The sequence below is a fragment of the Kordiimonas sp. genome, assembly GCF_048260245.1.
GTDB lineage: Bacteria > Pseudomonadota > Alphaproteobacteria > Sphingomonadales > Kordiimonadaceae > Kordiimonas.
This window is the reverse complement of sequence record NZ_JBLXGZ010000002.1, coordinates 36949-55755: the sequence shown is the minus strand read 5'-3', so window position 1 is coordinate 55755 and position 18807 is coordinate 36949. Positions and strand designations below refer to the sequence as shown.

The window sequence follows — 18807 nt, the reverse complement described above, 5'->3', positions numbered from 1 at the left end:
CTGAAGAGTGGAAGCCTAGCGGATAAAATTTATGCGCGCCAGAACCCTGGCGAAAAAAGCACCAAAACTGAAAACAGCTCCAGCCGGCCAATAAGCATACCAAAGGACATCAGCCATTTGGCGATATCTGTCAGGCCACTGAAGTTGCCGGAAGGACCAACTTTATCGCCAAGGCCCGGTCCTACGTTGGCGATGGCCGTTCCTGCCGCGGAAAGCGAGGTGATCCAGTCTTCGCCTGTTAGCGCGATAGCAAAGGCGAGGATCAGAAAAATACCCAGGAAAAGGGTCATGAAGCTCATGACCGATGCGCGAACATCGTCTGGAATCGGGCGTCCGTTGAACCGCGCGATGAAGACGCCATTGGGTTGCACCATGCGTTCAATCCAGCTGCGCATAAATTTAAACAGTACCTGAAAGCGGAATATCTTGATCCCGCAGCTGGTTGACCCGGCGCAGCCCCCGATAAACATGGCGACAAAAAACAAGGTAACGGAAAAGGCTCCCCACTGGCCGTAGTCGGTGGAGGCAAAGCCAGTGCCGGTCAGTACAGAAATGATATTGAAGCTGCCGTAACGAAAGGCTTCTTCAAGGGTAAAGTTTTTCCATATCATCAACCAAAGCGTGATGCCGACGCATAAAAACAACACCAGCAACAGGAAGCCGCGCGCTTGTTCGTCGCGCCATAGAGCGAGTGGGCGGCCCCGCAATACCTGCAGGAACAGGATAAAAGGTAACGAGCCCAGGACCATGAAAACAAGGCAAACCGTATCGGTGCCGAGGCTGTCAAATTTCCCGAATGAGCTGTCCGAGTTGGAAAAACCGCCTGTGGCGATGGTGGTCATGGAGTGTACGAGGGCGTCAAATGCCCCCATGCCAGCCAGCATGTAGAAAAACATGCACAGCGCAGTGAAAGCCACATACACACCGGAGATCAGGCCGGATATCTGCGCGGCACGTGGCAGGATCTTCTCAACGGTTTCAAAGCTTTCCACCCGAAAAACCTGCATGCCGCCCACTTGCAACATAGGCAGCACGGCAACGGCCATGACCACAATTCCGATACCGCCGAACCACTGTAGCAGACCGCGCCACAAGAGGATGCCGGGGGGGGCGTAATCCAGCCCGGTGATAACTGTGGAGCCCGTCGTGGTGAGGCCGCTCATGGCTTCAAAGTAACCGTCTGTGAAGCTAAGGTTGAGGTCAGAAAAGGAAATAGGCAGCGCGGCAAATGCTGGCAGAACGGCCCACGCAAGCGTTGTAACAAGGAAGGCTTGCCTGAGGTTGAGGTTGTCGCCACTACCGCGGGTCGACAGCATGAGCATGCCCCCAATCAAGGCGGTCAGGAACATGGCGATGGCAAAGGTTTGCCAGTCTGTATTGCCTGCGATGAGGTCAACGATGGTTGGCAATATCATGCCCGCCGCCAGCAGGACGATCAGCGAACCAAGGGTAAAAAGAACCGGCCTGAGATCGATCACCGACGGTTCCTCAGTTGATGTGCAGGGAAACGTGAGGACTGTCGAGAGAGAAGGCCGGCACCTTGGCGCGAAACATTATGCCATCATCACGTTGCATCTCATATGAGCCTCGCATAAAGCCTGATGGTGTGGAAAGTGGTGTGCCGCTTGTATAGATATAGGTGTCTCCAGGGCGGATGACGGGCTGTTCGCCAATCACACCAATGCCTTTTACTTCCTGTTGCCCACCATTGCCATCGGTGATGATCCAGTGCCGGTTCAAGAGTTGTACCGGCAGGTCAGCCTTGTTTGTGATCCGGATGCGGTAGGCCCAGACATATTGCTGGGCCTCCGGCTTCGATTGTTCGTCCAGATAATAGCTTTGAACAGCGATATGGACGCCTTCGGTTGTCTCTTCGAAGGTTAGAACTCCGTCAATGAGGTCATCTTCAACCATATCGCTTTCAAATGCCTTCTTCAGCGCGCGGTGCCGGTGCCCTACACGCCAGCTTTGTCGAGTGCTTGTGCCACATCCTGAACGAGATCGTCACCATCCTCAAGCCCTACTGAAAAACGAATGAGCCCCGGCGTGATGCCAAGCTCCAGCCGGTTCTCTTCCGATAGCGCCTTGTGCGTGGTGCTCCACGGGTGGGTAGCGATCGACCTGCTGTCACCAAGGTTGTTGGAAATATCGACAATCTGCAGCGAATTCATGAACTTGAAGGCCTGATCACGGCCACCGGGCAATTCAAATGCCACCATGGTTCCGCCGCGCTCCATTTGGCTGAGCGCCAGATTTTGTTGTTCAAAACTGGCGAGGGTGGGGTGGCGGGTATCTTTCACGCGTTCCGCAATGAAGGCTGCCATCTTTTCCGCATTGTCACACATGGCGTGTACCCGCAGGCCCAGCGTTTCAAGTCCCTTGAGCATTACCCATGCATTGAAGGGTGACATGGCGCACCCGGTATGGCGGTAATAGGGGTAAAGATGTTCTTCGTCGAAGGCCTTTGAGCACAGGATTGCGCCGCCCAGGCAGCGACCCTGCCCATCAATGTGTTTGGTGGTTGAATAGGCGACAAGGTCTGCGCCCAGCTCCATCGGGCGTTGCAGCACCGGCGTGGCGAACACGTTATCGACAGCAAGCAGTGCGCCCGCATTGTGCGCGAGGTCGGCCACGGCCTTGATGTCGACAATCTCAAGTGTCGGGTTGGCGGGTGTTTCAGTGAAGAACATTTTGGTGTTTGGCCGGATCGCGGCTTTCCAGGCGTTCATGTCGGTGCCGTCCACAACGGTGGTCTCAATACCATACCGGGGCAGCAATTCATCCAGTAGCCAGCGGCACGAGCCAAAAAGCGCCCGCGCGCCCACAACATGATCACCGGCCCGCAGGCTGGACAGAAGTGTCGCCGTCATCGCCGCCATGCCGGTACCGGTTGCCCGGCAGACCTCTGCACCCTCAAGCACGGCCATGCGGTGCTCAAACATGGCGACGGTCGGGTTGGTCTGGCGTGAATAGGTAAAGCCTTCTGCGCGGCCGTCGAAGCGTGCCTCTGCTTGCTCCGCATCTTCATAGGTAAAGGCGGAGGTGAGGAACAGGGCCTCGGACATCTCGCCAAAGTCGGAGCGCATCGAACCCGCGCGCACCATCTGGGTCTGGGGCGACCAGGTGGAAGTAAGGCTTTTATCTAGGCCTGCGCGCTGTTTCATCGCTGTATCTCCTGAACAAATATCTTTTTATAGCCCTGATGTGGGGCCTGCGGCGCCACGTTGCGTCGGGCGGCGCCTGCCGTCAAGTATTTCGGCGTCTGAGCGCGCTATCATTTCTTGCTTTTTCCTAAAGCTCTGGTAAATGCTTTGCCCGCAGTGTTTGCACATGGTGCGCACATGCGGGTGTAGCTCAATGGTAGAGCAGAAGCTTCCCAAGCTTAAGACGAGGGTTCGATTCCCTTCACCCGCTCCAGCCCTTTGGCGGCACCATTTCCCTGCGCCATTTCCCCGCGCCATTTCCCCGCTCAGGGGCCTTGCCGCCGACACATTCCCGCGCTAAACCCTTATCAAGCCTGAATGAACTAGGGAGTGAAGAGCAATGAGCGTTACCATCTGGCACAACCCGCGGTGCAGCAAATCCCGGCAGACCCTGGCGCTTCTCGAGCAAAGCGGCATGACGCCAGAGGTCAGGCTGTATCTTGAGGATGCTCCGTCAAAGGATGAGATCAGGCACGCGCTCAAGCTCCTGAACCTTGAGCCGCGCGGTCTGATGCGCACGGGAGAGTCTGACTATAAAGAGCAGAGCCTTGCCGACAAGGAAGGCGACGACCTGATTGACGCCATGGCGGCGACGCCAAAACTGATTGAACGCCCGATCGTTTTCTCGGGCAGCAAGGCACGGATTGGACGCCCGCCCGAAAGTGTGCTTGATATTCTTTAGCCTGAGCCTGCATCCAGCCGCCGTTCGATACGGGGGTAATACACAGCTTGTGCCAACCCCCGCATGCCCATGAAAATACCGACTGCGAGCCAAAGGCCCATGAGGCCATAAGCATCGGTCAGGGGGGCCAGCACCAGCAGGAAGGCCGCAAAAGCTATCGCCATTGTACCCATCATGGCGCCGCCGGCGGTCGCGCCAATATAAACCCCGTCATACTGGTAGCAGGCGAAGGCGATGACCGGCAATGCCACCAACACGGGCAGGCTGTATGTCGCTGCGTCGCGTACCGCGGCAATATCTGTGAGAGTATAGATCAGGGCTTCGCCAAAAAGCGCAAACCCGAGCGTGTAAAACACAGCGGCGAGTGCAACCCACAGAAAGGTGACTTTCACCCAGGCACGGAATTCACGCCGGTTTTTGCGGCCGTAGGCTGCCCCCGCGAGAGCTTCCGCCGCGTAAGCAAAACCGTCCAGGCCAAGGCTGATGAGCATCAGGAAAGTGGACAACACGTGGCTGGCTGCCAGTTCTGCCGCACCCAGTTTTCCGGCTTCCCGTGTTACAAGCCCAAGGGCGGTCATCAGCATCAGCGTGCGGATAAATATAAACCCATTGGTGTTCAGCAGTTTGAGGAGTTTGTCTGCGGACCATGTAAGGCGCTGCCGGGCGGCGGCTAGGGTGGCGCCTAACCCGAGTGCCCTGAATAGCAAAACGAGACCAAACAGGCACGCCAGCCATTCGGCGATCAGCGAACCGAGCGCAATACCGCTAACCCCCATATCAAGGCCGAGCACAAACACAAGGTTCAACACGCCGTTGGTGATGTTCAGCACCAGTTGCAGCATGAGCGCTGTCCGCGCGCGTGCAACCCCAATGAGATAGCCATTGATGGCATATATCATCAGGCTTGCGGGTGCAGACCAGATGCGGATGTCAAAATAGGCCCGGAACAGGGCCTCGGTGCTTTTGGGTGGGGTCAGTGCGGCAAGCGCGAGGCTGAAGATCTGAGGCTGCAGCAGCAGCAGTATGGTGCCGATCAACAGGCCCAGCATGGCGGCACGCACCATCACGCGCCTTAGTTGGTCATCATCTTTTTGCCCGTGTGCCTGAGCGACCATGCCGGTTGTGCTCATGCGCAGGAAACCGAAAGCCCAGAAAATATAGCTGAACACCATGGCTCCGACACTGACAGCCGCCAGATGCAGCGCGTTCGGCAGGTGGCCAATCACCCATGTATCAACCAGCCCGACCAGCGGTGCCGAGCTATTGGCGATGATGGCCGGGCCGGCGATGGCCCAGATGCGTTTGTGGGGATGACTAAGCGCGAGCTCTGCCGTCACGCGCCCCGCCCGATGCCGGTATAGGTAAAGCCGTGTTTGTCCGGGCTGGCCTTGGCGTAGATATTACGGAGGTCCACGAGAATACCGTCTTTCATCAGCTTGCGGGCACGGTCAAGGTCAAGCGCCCGATACTGGTTCCATTCGGTCAGGATCACAAGAGCGTCCGCATCCTGCATGGTACTGTAGGGCTCGTTATGGAAAGTGACATCCTTGAGCAGCTTTTCCGCTTCCTCTGTGCCCTTGGGGTCATGGGCGTGAATGGTGGCGCCCGCTTCCTGAAGGGTTGGGATAATGTCAAGCGATGGGCTTTCGCGCATGTCGTCGGTATTGGGCTTGAACGTGAGGCCCAGCACGGCGATACGTTTACCCGCGACATCTCCGCCACACGCCTTGATGACCTTGGCTGCCATGGCGCGCTTGCGTTCTTCATTTACCTCAACGACCGAGCGCACGATCTTGAGCGGTACGCCATACTGGTCGGCGGTGGAGACAAGTGCGCGGGTGTCTTTGGGGAAACAGCTGCCGCCATAGCCCGGTCCCGCGTGCAGAAATTTGGAGCCGATTCGGTTATCAAGGCCGATGCCTTTGGAGACCTCCTGAACGTCGGCGCCAGCAGCTTCACACAGGTCGGCGATTTCGTTGATGAAGCTGATCTTGGTAGCAAGGAAGGCGTTCGCGGCATATTTGATAACTTCCGCCGTCTCGCGGTTGGTGAACACGATCGGTGTTTCGTTGAGATACAGCGGGCGATAGAGTTCCCGCAGGACGTCATGGGCGCGTTCACTGTCCACACCACATACAACGCGGTCTGGGCGCATGAAATCCTCAATCGCCGCGCCTTCACGCAGGAATTCCGGATTTGATGCTACATCGAATTTTTCCGCAGGCAGCAGTTCGCTCAGGCGCGCCTTGATGCGGGCACCGGTACCGACCGGGACAGTCGACTTGGTCACTACCAGCGTGTAATCCTCAATATAGCTTGCTGCTTCTTCAATTGCAGCGAATACATACTGAAGATCAGCATGACCATCCCCGCGTCGGCTGGGTGTGCCAACAGCGATAAAGATCGCTTTGGCGTCCTGCATGGCGGTTTTAAGGTCTGTACTGAAATTCAGGCGGCCAGCCTCCACATTACGCGCAACAAGACTGTCGAGGCCGGGCTCGTAGATGGGCATGATGTTATTTTCAAGGGCTTTGATCTTGGAAGCATCCTTGTCAACGCAAGTTACTTCGTGACCAAATTCTGAAAAGCAGGTGCCAGAAACAAGCCCTACATATCCTGTGCCGATGACTGTTATCTTCATGTTTTACCCCTCGATGTCTCGTCAAGCTGCGAGGCGTCCTGCTATAAAGTCATTCTGGTACGCCACGAAATGTCATACTCTATGAACCTGCTTGCGCATAGGCTCTTATTATTTCGGTTTCATGATGGCCACGGCCAAATAAAGTCGAAGGGGAATGGGCTGCTGTACCGTACCAAGCACAGGTTGAAGACGAGAATGTAACAATAAAAAGAGTTTTGGTTTGGCGTTTGAAGGCGAAGAACCGACGGACGAGGCCCTGGTTGCGAGGGTCGCGACAGGTGACCGTACTGCGTTTGCTGTTCTTGTAAACCGGTATGGACTCCGGTACCGCGCTTTGGCGTTCCGGTACTTGGGCGACATGGCCCGTGCAGAAGACCTGGTGCAGGAGGCTTTTGTTAAACTCTGGACTCACGCAGGCAGGTTTGATGCAGGAAAGGCAAAGTTCACCACATGGTTTCACCGCATTGTGGTCAACCGCTGCCTTGATGATAAACGCCGCAAAAAAGCCGATCCGTTACCGGAAGGTTTTGATCAGGCGGATGAGCGTCCGGACGCCGAAGCCGGGTTGGCAGAAGAAAGCGGCAAGGCGCGGTTAAGGCTGGCTCTTGACGCTTTGTCCGACCGGCAAAAGCTGGCTGTTACGCTCAGTTATTTTGACGGGTTGTCCAATGTGGAAGCCGCGGACGCGATGGATATGAAGTTGAAAGCCTACGAGTCGCTTCTGGTGCGATCTCGGGCAAAATTGAGAGAAAGACTGCAAGCCGAAAAGCAGCAGCTTTTTGATGCATTGGGATAGGAGGGCAATGATGATGCCCATGAATGAACAGGAATTTGAGGAACTCACGGTGCGTTTTGGTGCCGATCTTGGAGTCTGGCCCACTGGCAAGCGACAGCAAGCCGAAAGTTTCCTTGCCAGCCCCAAAGGGCAGTCCCTGCTGCGTGTGCAGCAAACGCTTGACGCTTTTATGCGTGCACCGGACCCGATGCCGGGTGATGATACCGCCTTTCTTGCTCGCCTGATGGATATTCCACAATCACACACGGGTTGCTCTGCAGCGGTTCCTCGCGGTTTTTTGGCCAGCCTTTTTGGTGGTTTGCCCTCCTTCGGTGTTGTGGCTTCTCAGGCTGCTGTCTATGCGCTTGTCCTGGCCGTCGGCGTTGTTGTGGGCATGCAGGATGGCTCCGGCAGTGGTGATGCGGATAGTGTGGACCTGAGCGCCCAGTTATTTGCCAGCAACGCAGACTTTTATCTGGAGGACGAATAGAACATGGCATTCAAGGTAAACTGGATTCATGGTGCGCTCGCGGTTTCACTGGCTGCCAATATTTTTGCCGGGGGTTATCTGGTTGGCAAGGAGATGCGGCCAGATGGACAAAAGCGAGAACACCGTATGAACAGCCGCGAGCTGTTTAATATGCGGCATCTTATGTCTTACCTGCCCGAAGACCGCCGTGAGGAACTCAAGGCTATGATGCGCAATCACCGCAAGGACTTGCGCGCTGGTTTCCGTGGTATTCGCGAAAGCGAAGAGAAGGTGCGCGCTCTGTTGCTTGCGGACACGGTTGACAAGGCTGCACTGCGTGGCGCTCTGGATGAGCTCGAAGGCAAGACCCGCCAGTTGCATGGCCCTTTGCGTGCTGTTTTGCTTGATATTGTCGCGGATCTGGACCTTGAAACCCGGAAACAGCTTGCGGAAGATATGTATAAGCGTCGGCAAGCGCGTATGAAGCGTGGCCCTGAACGTGACCCTGGTGGGCCGTTTGGTGACGAAACGGGCCGTGTGCCTCCGCCTCCTCCCGGTGGATTTGGTGGAGAAGGTCCCGATGGCATGCGCGAAAGACCTGACGATGACGGGCGTGACGGGCAACCGGAACGGGAGCCGGACGCCAGTTTTTAAGCGTAAGATAGATAGCGCGCCGTGTTCTGTGCTATGGTGCGCGTATGACCAGTGCTGCCATATTACCTTCTATCGGACCGCCGCCGCTTGCTATCAGGCGGCCCAAAGTGCCCGATAACCTGAAGCCTGATGTGCCGGGCGCGGACACTCGCGAGGTAAGTGGGACGGCAGCTTCTGCTCAAACAGCTAAAAAACCAGCAAAAACCTATTTGGCCGGCCCGGGGCAAAACCCGGGCGGGGCGGCGGCCGTGACTGTGCAGGCCAATGAAAGCCGAATTTCCGCGTCTGTGGCACCCTTCCGTGGCGTTGAGGGCCAAGGCACGAGACGTCAGGGAACGCCAGCCCAGACGGACAAATTGTCCGATGAAGACCGTGCGCGCATCGCAGAACTGCGGGCGCGTGACCGCGAAGTGCGAACCCACGAAGCCGCGCATGCGGCGACGGGTCAGGGCTATGCCGGCAGGCCTCAGTATGAATTCGTGCGTGGCCCCGATGGGGTGCAATATGCGGTGGGCGGTCATGTGTCGATTGATACGCAGGCGGTGGCCGATAATCCCGCAGCAACCATCGAAAAGATGCAGGTTGTGCAGGCCGCGGCGCTGGCGCCCGCGCGGCCGTCAGGGCAGGACAGGGCGGTGGCTGCAAAGGCAGCAGCCGCTATTCGCGAAGCAGAGGCGGACTTACGGAGCCAGAAAGGCGATAGCCTTGGCGCCTATATCACGTCAGAGGCTACCGCGTCTGCGGAGACTGCTGCAACACAAACGCCCCCGGCGCGCAAAGGGAATTACATCAACTTGATTGCCTAGAGGTACCAGCGCCCACGGCGTCACGGACAGATGAGAATCCGTCAGCTTTCAGCAGTGCAGCCAAGTCGCGCTTTATGGTGCTCACGAGACCGGGGCCGTCATACACAAGCGCCGAATATAGCTGTACAAGCGACGCTCCCGCCCGAATCTTGGCGTAGGCATCCGCGCCTGACGCAATGCCGCCAGCACCAACAAGCGGTACCGCACCCCCTGTGGCTTTATAAACGGCAGCCAGCACTTCTGTCGATTGTGCCATGAGCGGTGCACCGGACAAACCACCGGCTTCAGCCCGCTTGTCGCTGAGCAGGGTGTCCGGGCGGCAGATGGTGGTGTTGCTAACGATCAGGCCATCAATTCCGCTGCCCCGCGCCACATCGGCAATGTCGCTGATATCAGCCGGCAAAAGGTCCGGTGCTATTTTGATGAGAACGGGGATGAACTTGGCCCCGGCGGCCATCTTTTCCTGCCGTGCCTCCAGAACCTGCCCGACCAGATCCTCAAGCGCCGCCTTTGATTGCAGCGCCCGAAGGCCAGGTGTGTTGGGACTGGAAATGTTGACGGTGAAATAGTCACTCAGACCGTAAAGTCGCTTAATCCCGGTAACATAATCGGCCGTGCGATCTTCGCTATCCTTGTTGGCGCCCACATTTGCGCCGAAAATGCCGCGATTGGCGGGCAAGGCCCTTAACCGAGCCTCAAAATACTCAAGGCCTTTATTGTTGAAGCCAAAACGGTTTATGACAGCCCGGTCTTTCGTCAGCCGGAACAACCGTGGTCTGGCGTTACCTTCCTGAGGTCTTGGAGTAACGGTTCCCGCTTCAGCAAAGCCAAATCCCATTTTGTGTGCGGGCACGATGACTTCGGCATTTTTGTCAAAACCGGCGGCAAGTCCAACAGGGTTTTTGAAGCTGAGGCCAAAAACCGTTGTCTCCAGCACCGGATCGTCTGTGTTGCGGCCAAGCTGTCCGGTAAGGCCCAGCTTGAGCGCTTTGATGGTGGCATTATGCGCGGATTCGGGGTCAAGCGCGTGGACAAAAGGCCGGACGAGAGGGAAGAGGTCGAGCATTACGCCTTGTCTTTTTTCAGAAATGAGAAATCGAAGGTACCGTCGATACGACGGGACAAACTAAGCCGTTCACAAGCCAGCGTGATATTCAGCGGTGCGTAAAGATGGGGGAAAAGATCGCCCCCACGGGATTTTTCCCATTTCAGGGTATGTGCTGGAAACACATCGGGCCTGAAGCCGAGCAAATGAATACGGTCGCTGTCACCGAAGTGTTTTACAGCTGTATCCGCAACCTGCGCTTCGGTGGAGAAATGTACAAATCCGTCAGCAATATCAACGGGCGCGCCGCTATATGCGCTGTTCTCGGTCGCGTCCCGCCATTCCTGCGGTCGTAAAATCTTGTATATGAGGCCGGTCATGACTTTTCAATAAGCGGTCTTGCCCCGGCGTTCAAGCTTGGTGTTCAGGTTCGGCGCTCACGTCAGCCATTAATCCCTGTGTGAGGCAGCTTGCCTGTGTTTGCCAGTGTGATAGCCTTCTAAACCAAGGGAGGACTGCCCATGCCTAAAACCTATCGGCCTAAAACCTATCGCCTGTTTCAAGACTATCTGGATCACCATGCAAGCGCGTTGCCCGATAAGGTGGCCATCGAGTGCGATGGCAGTTTCGTCAGGTATGCTGCTCTTGCCGAGCGCAGCCACAGGGCGGCCGCCAGCCTGCAGCAGGCGGGGTTGAAGGCAGGGGACCGGGTCGTTTATCTGGGGCGGTCGTCCATAGCATTTTTTGAACTGCTTTATGCCTGTACGCGCCTTGGCTTATGTTTCGTCAGCCTCAACTGGCGGCTCACGGACCATGAAATTTCCGATCAGCTGGATGACAGTGGCCCCGGCATTATTTTCGCCGATGGCGATTTCTTGACCGGCATTGGCGCTAGCCGGCACAAGTCTCGGCCCCTTGTTCAGCTTGATGGTGGTGAAGCCTATGCAAGTTGGCGAAACAGTGCGGGCCAAAGCGCAAGCTACGGCGTTGTGGACCCCGAGGCGCCGGCGCTGATGATGTATACTTCCGGCACAACAGGCCGCGCAAAGGGTGTGGTGGTTTCCCAGACAGCCATCCTTGCTTCCCGGCAGGGAGGCCCGACGTCGGAGGCATGGAACGACTGGTCCTCGGACGATGTAGAATTGGTGCCAACCCCGCTTTTCCATATCGCAGGGTGTGGCTGGGCTTTGATCGGACTTTACCACGGTGCGAAAATAGTTGTTTTGCGCGACTTTGTTCCCGCTGAGGTTATTAAAACGATTGAAGAAAAGCGGGTCACCCGCTCGATTTTTGTGCCGGCGATGCTGGCTTTTTTGTTGAAGGAACCAGGCCTTGCCTCGGCTGATTTGAGCTCGCTTGACTATCTGTCTTACGGTGCATCGCCGATGCCTGCCTCGCTTCTGAAGGCGGCGCTTCAGGCATTCCCGAAGACGGGTTTTGTCCAGCTGTACGGTATGACGGAGACCTGCGGGTACGCGACATATTTACCGCCTGAAGATCATGCACCGGCGTTTGAATACCGGCGCGCCAGCGTGGGCAAGCCATTTGGTGGCGTAGACCTCAGTGTGCGTGATGTGGGAGGCAATCCGTTACCCGCCGGTGAAGTGGGTGAGGTCTGGATCAAAACGCCAACGGTCATGAATGGCTATTGGGACAATGACGAAGCCAGCAAAGCGGTTCTGGAGGGTGGGTGGTACAAGACCGGTGATGGTGGTTATCTTGATCGTGATGGGTATCTTTACCTCAAGGACCGGATAAAAGACATGATCATCACTGGTGGGGAAAATGTCTTTCCCAGCGAGGTTGAAGCTGTCATCGCGGCACACCCGGCAGTCGCAGAGGTCGCGGTTTTTGGTGTGCCGCACGAGGTCTGGGGAGAGCAGGTGCAGGCGGCGGTGGTGCTGAAGCCCGGCCTGAATCTGGAGCCGGACGTCTTGATTGAGTTTTCGGAAAAAAATCTGGCGGGCTACAAATTGCCTAGGGCCGTACATTTCATGCAGGCATTGCCGCGCAATGCGTCGGGCAAAGTGCTTAAACGAGCCCTGCGGGATGAATTTTTGGCCGTTTAGCGCCCCGGTGCGGCTTCAGCAGTTTGTTCATTATTTGACGGGAGCGGCAACTCGGTGAGGCTTTCAATCCGGCAAGGCATCCCGGACCGGCTGACCACATCGTCAAAACGGGCGCATAGCTGACCATTGACAGGTTGATATGAGATATAGCCGTGATAGTGCATCTGTGGGCAGTTTTTTCTCAGGCGTGCCATGACGTGATGATCTGTAAGCTCAAAGCGGATCAGTTCATCTGAGACCGTTTGGTAGGAGACAATTTTATCGGTATCAATACACTGCGCACCCGGCTCGCCAGGAAGTGGGCGACGTGCCGCACCGGATTCTTCCTCCTGAGCAAGCGCCGGCGACAGGCCAGCGAGCATGATAATAACAGAAAAGGCAAAAGCACGCGGCTGCATGGGTTTGGTCCCCGGCAAAGACTGGTCTATGATAACATTCTTGGAAACGACATTGACAAAGAATGGCGGGCTTTACCTTAACTGTCCATGAATGAATTGCCGTGAGGACCCTTGTTTGGACGAAATTCATGACGACATTAATCAAGATAAATGGCTTTGCGGTATACCGCAAACCTCCGGCGTGAGCTGTGGACAGGGAGCGGTTTTATGATGCAGGAAATTTGGCTTTGGACTCGCGAGAAGCTTGCGGCATTTTTTGCGATGATTGGCCGCGGCCTGAGAGCTGTGTGGCGGTATTTTACCGGCTGGCTGGTCACGATTTCCGGTAGCACCTGGCGTAAGGTCGGGGTTGCGGTACCTCTGGCCTTTATCCTCTATATCCTCGTTGGCATGCCCATCGTCCACCGGGTTGATGATACCGTAGACTTGCCGACCACCACGCAGTCCGGCGGCGCGCATGTGGTAGCTGATATCGCATTCTTGGTAAGGCGGGAGACCGTTGAGCATGGCTGGACGGCAAATGATCCGTTTTTTCAACCGGGGTGGTGGCTGGATAATACGCCCAATTACCAGAAGGGCATGATGAGCGCGCTGTCCCGGTTCACTTTTGAGCTCAGGGATCAGATTGGCCGCGCCCGGGGGTCCAGTGCTGTAGATGATGATCTTGAACAGGCGGCAGGAAACCTTTCCAAGGAGCCGGATCGCTGGGTCATTGACTTTTCAAATTCGATTCTGCCCACGACGCCATCAGACAGTTATTTCCGTGAGGCGGCGCAACAGCTTGAGGCGTATAATGCCAGACTGGCGTCCGGCGCCGCCGTTTTTGAGCGTCGGTCGGATAACCTGCAGGCAACGCTTGACCGTATTGCGCTTGATCTGGGCGCTTCATCGGCCGCGCTTGAGACTTATATCGGCGAGAACGCAGGAGGCGTGCTGCCGGACTTTGGCGCAGACGATCTTTTTTATCAGGTTAAGGGACAGGTCTATGCCTATACCGTTATTCTGGCAGCGCTCAGGAAAGACTTTGCCAAGGTGATAGAAGACCGGGACCTGACCTCAATCTATAATGAACTGCTGAAAAGTCTGCGGGCTGCGGCGACGTTGGATCCGGTGGTGGTATCGAATGGCGCGATTGACGGCGTAGTAGCCAACCACTTGTCGATGCAGGGTTTTTATCTTCTCAGAGCGCGCACCCAGTTGCGCGAGGTGTCTAACATCCTCCTTAAATAGGCTTGTCAGCGTCGCAAGGGGCTGTCAATCTGGGTGCTGCAAAAGGGAAGAATATGGTGAACGAAACACTGAGCGATGAGATTCATGGGCCGATACGCCCGGTCGCCAAACGCTGGCGCAAGCTGTTGGTCGTGGTGGATGGTTCACCGGAGTCAAAGGTGGCCATACGGTTTGCTGCGGCACGCGCGGCGCACATCACAGGTGGCGGTCTGATCCTGTTTCATTGTATTCGGCCTGGGGAATTCCAGCATTGGATGGCGGTGGCAGACCGAATGCGCGAGGAAGCGCGCGAGGAAGCGGAAGAATTATTGCGGGATATGGCAGAGCGCCTGCACGCATACTGTGGTGTTGTGCCTGAGACCATTATAATGGAGGGCGAACCCAATGACGAAATCCGCAAATGTATTGAGGAACGAAAGGACATCTTCGGGCTGGTTTTGGGCGTTGGATCTGATGGTGGACCAGGGCCGCTCGTGGATTATTTCACCCATGACCTCGCGAGCAACCTGCCTTGTCCGCTTTTCCTCATCCCCGGCAATATGACGTACGAACAAATCGACGCCATGGCCTAGCGCTTCTGGGCGTCTTTTTCATAATCTGCCAGATCTTCGAGCGCGCTATCAAACGTTGGGTAACGCAGCGATAGGCCAAGTAGTTTTTTCACCCGGTCATTTTTCACCCGTTTGCTCTCTGTGTAGAAGCTGCGCGCCATCGGGCTTAGCTCGGCGTCTTCAAATGGAATCAGGGGCGGAACAGGTAAAGCCAGGTGCTGCGCTGCTTTTTCAATAATATCCTGCGGCGGCGCGGGCATGTCGTCTGCGAGATTGAAGACCTGACTTTTCAGCCCTGAGTGCATGCCTTGCCATACCGCTTCCTCAATGTCTTTTACATGGACGCGGCTGAACATTTGACCTTGCTTGAAAATGCGTCTGGCTCGTCCATCCAGCAAGGTGCGCACGGCGTTTCTTCCAGGGCCATATATGCCCGCAAGGCGGAAGATGTGCAGTGGCACGCCGGTTTGCTCGGCCACCCGCAGCCAACGGTTTTCAGCCGCGACCCGGCGACGACCACGGTCAAGATTGGGGGCTGGAGTTGTGTTTTCATCAACCCAGTCGCCACCATGATCACCGTATACATTGGTTGATGAGAGGTAGCCGAGCCACTCAAGTGCCACAAGATGTTCCAGACAACTTTCAAAAATCGGGAGTATGGGATCACCAGCTTGTGTGGGGGCGACGGATGTCAGGACGTGGCTGGCGTCTTGCAGTTTGGCTCCCAGTGTCTCGTCGGAAAGGGAGACCGGGATAAACCCACGGGCTTCAAGAGCTGTTGTTTTTGTTGCGTCCCGGTAGCCTGCACTGACGCGCCAGCCGGCCTCTACAGCTCGCTGGCCAATAAAGCCGGCTGTGTATCCGGGACCAAAGATGAACAGATGCTTTTTATTTGGTTTGCTCATGTCTTCTGCCTTGAATTTGCCACGGCTTTTACGCATTTTGCGCAGATGAAAAGAAGGTCAACAATACTTGTTTCAGTGGTTTTTGCCACTGTGCTTACATCAAATCTTCCCGTTCGGGCGGATGAGGCCGGCGAAGAACGGTATCGCCGCTGTGTCGATATGATCGACCGGTCACCGGACAAATCGATCAACCTTGCCCTTGAGTGGCAGGCTTCGGGCGGCGGCGTGCCCGCACGGCATTGCGAAGCCTTGGGCCTTGTCGAGCTTGGCGAATATGCTGAGGCGGCGGCAAGGCTGATGCGGATTGCCGAGGATATTCGTGTGGGGCGCGGTATGCCGGTACTTGGTGATCAACGCCTTGTAGCGAATGCGACGTTGATTGCCGATATGTACGGACAGGCCGCCAATGCATGGTTGCTCGCAGATGAAATCGTCCGTGCGGAGGATGCGGTGGAACTGGCGCTTTCTGTGGTGCCTGCAGGAACGCCACAGCACCGTGAATTGTTGGTTGACCGCGCGCGGATTGCCGCAGCGGACAACGACTTTGAGTATGCACTGCAAGACCTTGAAGCTGTTTTAGCAAGCGATCAGAACCGCACCGATATTTTGGTGCTTGTCGCCGCTGCCGCCAGAAGTCTTGGTCAATATAACCGGGCAGAAGACGCCCTGACGAGATATCGAAAGACGTATCCGGACCATACCGCCGGTCTTCTTGAACTGGGTAACTTGCGTCACGCTCAGGGAAGACGGGATGATGCGCGCAAGGCATGGCTTGATCTGCTGCGCTTCAGTGTCGAGGGTGAGGACGCTGACGCGGCTCGCGCTAACCTCGCAAAACTGGATATGCACATCGCCACCAGCGAGGACAGCAAAAACTAGAAACGGATCAAGGCTTCATATAGGTCGGGCAGGTTGTTCTCGAACAAGACGGCGTCGCCCTTGCCCCAATGACCTTTAACCCAGTTTTCCGCGTCTGCCTGCTTGTTGTACATCATCACTGTCACTGAACCATCGTTGGCGTGGTTCAGAGCGTCAACGAAGGTTGGGATGCGGTCCGGTGTGACAACCAGCACGATATCGCAGTGGGCGGCAGCCAGTGCGCCAAGTGCTGCGTGCTCTTCATCATGTTTTGCTCCAAGCTCGACCATGCCGGGTGTAACGAGAATGCGTCGCCCGCCTTCACCGACCAGCGCGTCAAGGCATTCAAGGGCGGCCTTGAAGCCAACAGGATTGGAGTTATAAGCATCGTTGATGATGGTCGGGCCGTTTGAGGATCGTGTTACCTCAAGCCGGTGCCTGATCTGCGGCACAGAGGCGAGCGCGCCTTTTATGGCAGCCCATGGCAGGCCAAGCGCACGGGCGCTTGCAGCCGCCAGCGCAATATTACCGGCCTGATGGCTACCGTATAGCGGCGCTTTGAGCACATGCTCTTCATCGCCATCCCGTACGGTGACCTCAAGCCCCAGTGCTGTCATGACCCAGTCTTTGATCACGACGTCACCTGCCGCGCCAACAATGCGGTAGTTACCTGGCACGTTTTCCACCCGTTCTGCCAGCAGGTCAGGTGCGATGCCGTCCCGGTTGACAATGACCTGCCCACCTTTGCCAAAGACTGCCTCTGCCAGCTCAAACTTGGCGCGTGCAACGGTCTCCAGCGTTTTGAAGCGCTCGTAGTGTGCTGCGCCAACGGCGGTTATAAGGCCAACATCAGGGGGGGTAAGGCGGCACAAGCGGGCAATAGACCCGGGCCCGTAGGCGCCCATCTCGACAATGAAAAACTGATGATTTTCGGTCAGCTGCTCACGGATGACACGGGTGATGCCCATGTCGGTGTTCACGCTGCCAGGTGTTGCGAGCGTGGGCGCCGCCGCGCCGAGAATATGGCTCAGTATATGTTTGGTGGATGTTTTACCGAACGAGCCGGTTATCGCGACCACCTTTGGCTGCAGGCGACTGAATTTCTCGACCGCTTCCTTGCGGAACCCGGCTTTGACGCGTTCCTCAGCAGGTTCCAGCAGTTTGTTGGCCAGCACCAGAAGAAAGGGCGGTAACTGAAGAAACAGCAGAAAGAGTATGGAGGCCAAGACTACCTGCCAATTATAGGGCAGGCTCGCGAAACCGATGCCGTCCATGTCGATGGCGACGGCATAATGGGTGCCTTTGGGGGCAAGAACGGCCAGCAGCAGGATAATAAGGTAAATCGCGCCGGTGAAGGCGAGGTAAACTGTGAGGATACGTTTGACACGCGCGGTTGACACCAATGGCTTTTTCGACGCGTTACGCGCCGCGCGCGATACAACAGCACCGTGGATAAAGGAGACGACCATCAGCGGCCAGACAAGGAAAGCCGCCAAGCCCACTGTGGCACCCAGCTCGCCGATCAAAGTACTCTGAGAAATGAGGCCAATCACTACCGCTGCCAGCATCCACAGGCTTGCCCTTCGGTCGAATGCCTTGCTGGTGCGGTACCATGTGAGAAAACGCACATCATCATATTCTTCCTGCTGGAAGATCATCATGAGGGTCTTGCCTCGCTCAAAGGCGAACCAGAGCACCAGCGGAGAAAATAAAAATGCGGGCCAGAAAGGCAGCAACGTCTCAATCATCTTTCAGGTCATCCATGAAGGTACGGATCAGCGCTTCACACTGGTAGGCACCACGACCAAGGATATCCCAGTGGTCGAAGCCGGGCACTTCGACAAAGCGCGCGATCGGGATCAGGCTTTCAAACCTGCGGCCAATTTCAGGCGGTGCTTCTGTGTCATCAGAACCGTATATCAGAAGTGCCGGGCAGCGTACCGCTTTTGCTGTCCGGCTTAGATCTTCATTGACAACGCGAACAAAAGTGGGCCTGAGGGACCCGGCATTTTTATAGTCTGCGCTGCCAAAACGCTGCACGTAAACGTCCCGCAGGCGCGTCCGAAACAATGCGTCAGAAAATCGGGCGAGACGGCCAATATTTCTGATGACCCATGCCCGTATTTTAAACTGGGCAGACCGGCGTCGTTGCAGGCCTGCCCCCCCGATAAGGACAATGGCTTTGACCAGCGTGGGATGCCGCGCTGCCATTTGCACAGCGACACGGCCGCCAAAGCTGTGCCCGATCAGGATGTGTGGCGCCCCGGGGACCGCCTCAAGTTCCCGCGCGAGATCATCGGCATAATCCTCGGTACCGGCGCCGTCCCGTAACTTGGGGGTGCGTCCGAAGCCAGGTTGGTCATAGAGCACATTTTTATTGCTGGCCTTAAAAATGCTGGCAAGGCGCTTGAGGGATGCATGTTCCATACCCCAGCCATGAAGCCAGATAAGGGACTGTCCGTCCCTACCTTCCGTCACATGAAACCAGCGGCTTTTTGTCATGACAGTCTGACCTTTTGGC

At 56.4% G+C, this 18807-nt stretch carries 20 protein-coding genes and 1 tRNA gene; 10 read left to right on the top strand and 11 right to left on the bottom strand.

Translation table 11 applies throughout. The annotated features are described in order from the left end of the window. Positions 1–29: 29 nt before the first annotated feature. From ACN0VM_RS01640 to metZ, 3 genes are read right to left on the bottom strand one after another with little or no spacing between them, the layout of a single operon-like run. Positions 30–1478, bottom strand: coding sequence for a TrkH family potassium uptake protein (locus ACN0VM_RS01640; protein WP_417449088.1), 1449 nt, complete (start codon positions 1476–1478; stop codon positions 30–32). A gap of 10 nt (positions 1479–1488) precedes the next feature. After that, a complete protein-coding gene (apaG, locus tag ACN0VM_RS01635) occupies positions 1489–1914 on the bottom strand; it encodes a Co2+/Mg2+ efflux protein ApaG (RefSeq protein ID WP_417449087.1) in 426 nt (141 codons plus the stop codon). Between the two features lie 41 nt (positions 1915–1955). Further along, the gene (metZ, locus tag ACN0VM_RS01630; protein ID WP_417449086.1) at positions 1956–3164 is read right to left on the bottom strand and encodes an O-succinylhomoserine sulfhydrylase; all 1209 of its coding nucleotides are present in this window, start codon (positions 3162–3164) and stop codon (positions 1956–1958) included. 179 nt (positions 3165–3343) lie between these two features. On the opposite strand from metZ, the gene ACN0VM_RS01625 reads away from it, so the two are divergent. Together ACN0VM_RS01625 and arsC are read left to right on the top strand one after the other, a co-directional pair. Next, positions 3344–3417: transfer RNA gene (locus ACN0VM_RS01625), tRNA-Gly, on the top strand. Between the two features lie 126 nt (positions 3418–3543). Continuing rightward, a complete protein-coding gene (gene arsC, locus ACN0VM_RS01620) occupies positions 3544–3885 on the top strand; it encodes an arsenate reductase (glutaredoxin) (protein WP_417449085.1) in 342 nt (113 codons plus the stop codon). Here arsC and ACN0VM_RS01615 read toward each other — a convergent pair. Continuing rightward, on the bottom strand, positions 3882–5222 hold the full coding sequence (locus ACN0VM_RS01615; protein WP_417449084.1) for an MATE family efflux transporter: 1341 nt from the start codon (positions 5220–5222) through the stop codon (positions 3882–3884). The genes arsC and ACN0VM_RS01615 overlap by 4 nt on opposite strands. Next, a complete protein-coding gene (locus ACN0VM_RS01610; RefSeq protein WP_417449083.1) occupies positions 5219–6526 on the bottom strand; it encodes a UDP-glucose dehydrogenase family protein in 1308 nt (435 codons plus the stop codon). The genes ACN0VM_RS01615 and ACN0VM_RS01610 overlap by 4 nt, the downstream gene beginning before the upstream one ends. 220 nt (positions 6527–6746) lie before the next feature. Here ACN0VM_RS01610 and ACN0VM_RS01605 point away from each other — a divergent pair, with 220 nt between their 5' ends. Genes ACN0VM_RS01605 through ACN0VM_RS01590 form a run of 4 tightly spaced genes read left to right on the top strand, consistent with a single transcriptional unit; the run spans position 6747 to position 9230 of the window. Next, a complete protein-coding gene (locus ACN0VM_RS01605) occupies positions 6747–7322 on the top strand; it encodes a sigma-70 family RNA polymerase sigma factor (RefSeq protein WP_417449082.1) in 576 nt (191 codons plus the stop codon). 10 nt (positions 7323–7332) lie between these two features. Continuing rightward, positions 7333–7791 (top strand): hypothetical protein, encoded by a 459-nt coding sequence (locus ACN0VM_RS01600; protein ID WP_417449081.1) that lies wholly within the window; start codon positions 7333–7335, stop codon positions 7789–7791. Between the two features lie 3 nt (positions 7792–7794). Beyond that, the gene (locus ACN0VM_RS01595) at positions 7795–8424 is read left to right on the top strand and encodes a periplasmic heavy metal sensor (protein WP_417449080.1); all 630 of its coding nucleotides are present in this window, start codon (positions 7795–7797) and stop codon (positions 8422–8424) included. A 44-nt stretch (positions 8425–8468) separates the two neighbouring features. Further along, entirely contained in the window at positions 8469–9230 is a 762-nt protein-coding gene (locus ACN0VM_RS01590; RefSeq protein ID WP_417449079.1) for a putative metalloprotease CJM1_0395 family protein, read from the top strand. On the opposite strand, the gene ACN0VM_RS01585 is transcribed toward ACN0VM_RS01590, so the two are convergent. Both ACN0VM_RS01585 and ACN0VM_RS01580 read right to left on the bottom strand, forming a co-directional pair. Then, positions 9214–10296, bottom strand: coding sequence for a quinone-dependent dihydroorotate dehydrogenase (locus ACN0VM_RS01585; protein ID WP_417449078.1), 1083 nt, complete (start codon positions 10294–10296; stop codon positions 9214–9216). The genes ACN0VM_RS01590 and ACN0VM_RS01585 overlap by 17 nt on opposite strands. Further along, complete coding sequence (locus ACN0VM_RS01580) at positions 10296–10655, bottom strand: DUF952 domain-containing protein (RefSeq protein WP_417449077.1); 360 nt, start codon at positions 10653–10655, stop codon at positions 10296–10298. The genes ACN0VM_RS01585 and ACN0VM_RS01580 overlap by 1 nt, the downstream gene beginning before the upstream one ends. 141 nt (positions 10656–10796) lie before the next feature. Between ACN0VM_RS01580 and ACN0VM_RS01575 the strand changes: the two genes are divergently transcribed. Continuing rightward, positions 10797–12344, top strand: a complete 1548-nt coding sequence (locus ACN0VM_RS01575; protein ID WP_417449076.1) for a long-chain-fatty-acid--CoA ligase — start codon at positions 10797–10799, stop codon at positions 12342–12344. On the opposite strand, the gene ACN0VM_RS01570 is transcribed toward ACN0VM_RS01575, so the two are convergent. Next, a complete protein-coding gene (locus tag ACN0VM_RS01570; RefSeq protein ID WP_417449075.1) occupies positions 12341–12742 on the bottom strand; it encodes a DUF6491 family protein in 402 nt (133 codons plus the stop codon). The genes ACN0VM_RS01575 and ACN0VM_RS01570 overlap by 4 nt on opposite strands. A 207-nt stretch (positions 12743–12949) precedes the next feature. Between ACN0VM_RS01570 and ACN0VM_RS01565 the strand changes: the two genes are divergently transcribed. Together ACN0VM_RS01565 and ACN0VM_RS01560 are read left to right on the top strand one after the other, a co-directional pair. Next, on the top strand, positions 12950–13972 hold the full coding sequence (locus ACN0VM_RS01565) for a DUF2333 family protein (protein WP_417449074.1): 1023 nt from the start codon (positions 12950–12952) through the stop codon (positions 13970–13972). A gap of 53 nt (positions 13973–14025) precedes the next feature. Next, the gene (locus ACN0VM_RS01560) at positions 14026–14544 is read left to right on the top strand and encodes a universal stress protein (RefSeq protein ID WP_417449073.1); all 519 of its coding nucleotides are present in this window, start codon (positions 14026–14028) and stop codon (positions 14542–14544) included. Here ACN0VM_RS01560 and ACN0VM_RS01555 read toward each other — a convergent pair. After that, positions 14541–15428, bottom strand: a complete 888-nt coding sequence (locus tag ACN0VM_RS01555; RefSeq protein WP_417449072.1) for an SDR family oxidoreductase — start codon at positions 15426–15428, stop codon at positions 14541–14543. The genes ACN0VM_RS01560 and ACN0VM_RS01555 overlap by 4 nt on opposite strands. Between ACN0VM_RS01555 and ACN0VM_RS01550 the strand changes: the two genes are divergently transcribed. Further along, positions 15405–16307: a hypothetical protein gene (locus ACN0VM_RS01550; RefSeq protein ID WP_417449071.1), complete on the top strand. Its 903-nt coding sequence runs from the start codon at positions 15405–15407 to the stop codon at positions 16305–16307. The two genes, ACN0VM_RS01555 and ACN0VM_RS01550, sit on opposite strands and share 24 nt — an antisense overlap. Here ACN0VM_RS01550 and ACN0VM_RS01545 read toward each other — a convergent pair. Further along, positions 16304–18034, bottom strand: coding sequence for a Mur ligase family protein (locus ACN0VM_RS01545; protein ID WP_417449070.1), 1731 nt, complete (start codon positions 18032–18034; stop codon positions 16304–16306). The two genes, ACN0VM_RS01550 and ACN0VM_RS01545, sit on opposite strands and share 4 nt — an antisense overlap. Next, complete coding sequence (locus ACN0VM_RS01540; RefSeq protein WP_417449069.1) at positions 18027–18788, bottom strand: alpha/beta fold hydrolase; 762 nt, start codon at positions 18786–18788, stop codon at positions 18027–18029. Before ACN0VM_RS01540 ends, ACN0VM_RS01545 begins: the two co-directional genes overlap by 8 nt. Positions 18789–18807 lie beyond the last annotated feature (19 nt).

Excerpts from the sequence above, each read along its gene's own strand:
- ACN0VM_RS01600 (WP_417449081.1), top strand. The coding sequence starts at position 7,333 with ATGATGCCCATGAATGAACAGGAATTTGAGGAACTCACGGTGCGTTTT.
- ACN0VM_RS01545 (WP_417449070.1), bottom strand. The coding sequence starts at position 18,034 with ATGATTGAGACGTTGCTGCCTTTCTGGCCCGCATTTTTATTTTCTCCG.
- ACN0VM_RS01585 (WP_417449078.1), bottom strand. The coding sequence starts at position 10,296 with ATGCTCGACCTCTTCCCTCTCGTCCGGCCTTTTGTCCACGCGCTTGAC.
- ACN0VM_RS01560 (WP_417449073.1), top strand. The coding sequence starts at position 14,026 with ATGGTGAACGAAACACTGAGCGATGAGATTCATGGGCCGATACGCCCG.
- ACN0VM_RS01580 (WP_417449077.1), bottom strand. The coding sequence starts at position 10,655 with ATGACCGGCCTCATATACAAGATTTTACGACCGCAGGAATGGCGGGAC.
- apaG (WP_417449087.1), bottom strand. The coding sequence starts at position 1,914 with ATGGTTGAAGATGACCTCATTGACGGAGTTCTAACCTTCGAAGAGACA.
- arsC (WP_417449085.1), top strand. The coding sequence starts at position 3,544 with ATGAGCGTTACCATCTGGCACAACCCGCGGTGCAGCAAATCCCGGCAG.
- ACN0VM_RS01555 (WP_417449072.1), bottom strand. The coding sequence starts at position 15,428 with ATGAGCAAACCAAATAAAAAGCATCTGTTCATCTTTGGTCCCGGATAC.
- ACN0VM_RS01540 (WP_417449069.1), bottom strand. The coding sequence starts at position 18,788 with ATGACAAAAAGCCGCTGGTTTCATGTGACGGAAGGTAGGGACGGACAG.
- ACN0VM_RS01610 (WP_417449083.1), bottom strand. The coding sequence starts at position 6,526 with ATGAAGATAACAGTCATCGGCACAGGATATGTAGGGCTTGTTTCTGGC.
- ACN0VM_RS01570 (WP_417449075.1), bottom strand. The coding sequence starts at position 12,742 with ATGCAGCCGCGTGCTTTTGCCTTTTCTGTTATTATCATGCTCGCTGGC.
- ACN0VM_RS01550 (WP_417449071.1), top strand. The coding sequence starts at position 15,405 with ATGCTTTTTATTTGGTTTGCTCATGTCTTCTGCCTTGAATTTGCCACG.
- ACN0VM_RS01595 (WP_417449080.1), top strand. The coding sequence starts at position 7,795 with ATGGCATTCAAGGTAAACTGGATTCATGGTGCGCTCGCGGTTTCACTG.
- ACN0VM_RS01590 (WP_417449079.1), top strand. The coding sequence starts at position 8,469 with ATGACCAGTGCTGCCATATTACCTTCTATCGGACCGCCGCCGCTTGCT.
- ACN0VM_RS01575 (WP_417449076.1), top strand. The coding sequence starts at position 10,797 with ATGCCTAAAACCTATCGGCCTAAAACCTATCGCCTGTTTCAAGACTAT.
- metZ (WP_417449086.1), bottom strand. The coding sequence starts at position 3,164 with ATGAAACAGCGCGCAGGCCTAGATAAAAGCCTTACTTCCACCTGGTCG.
- ACN0VM_RS01565 (WP_417449074.1), top strand. The coding sequence starts at position 12,950 with ATGATGCAGGAAATTTGGCTTTGGACTCGCGAGAAGCTTGCGGCATTT.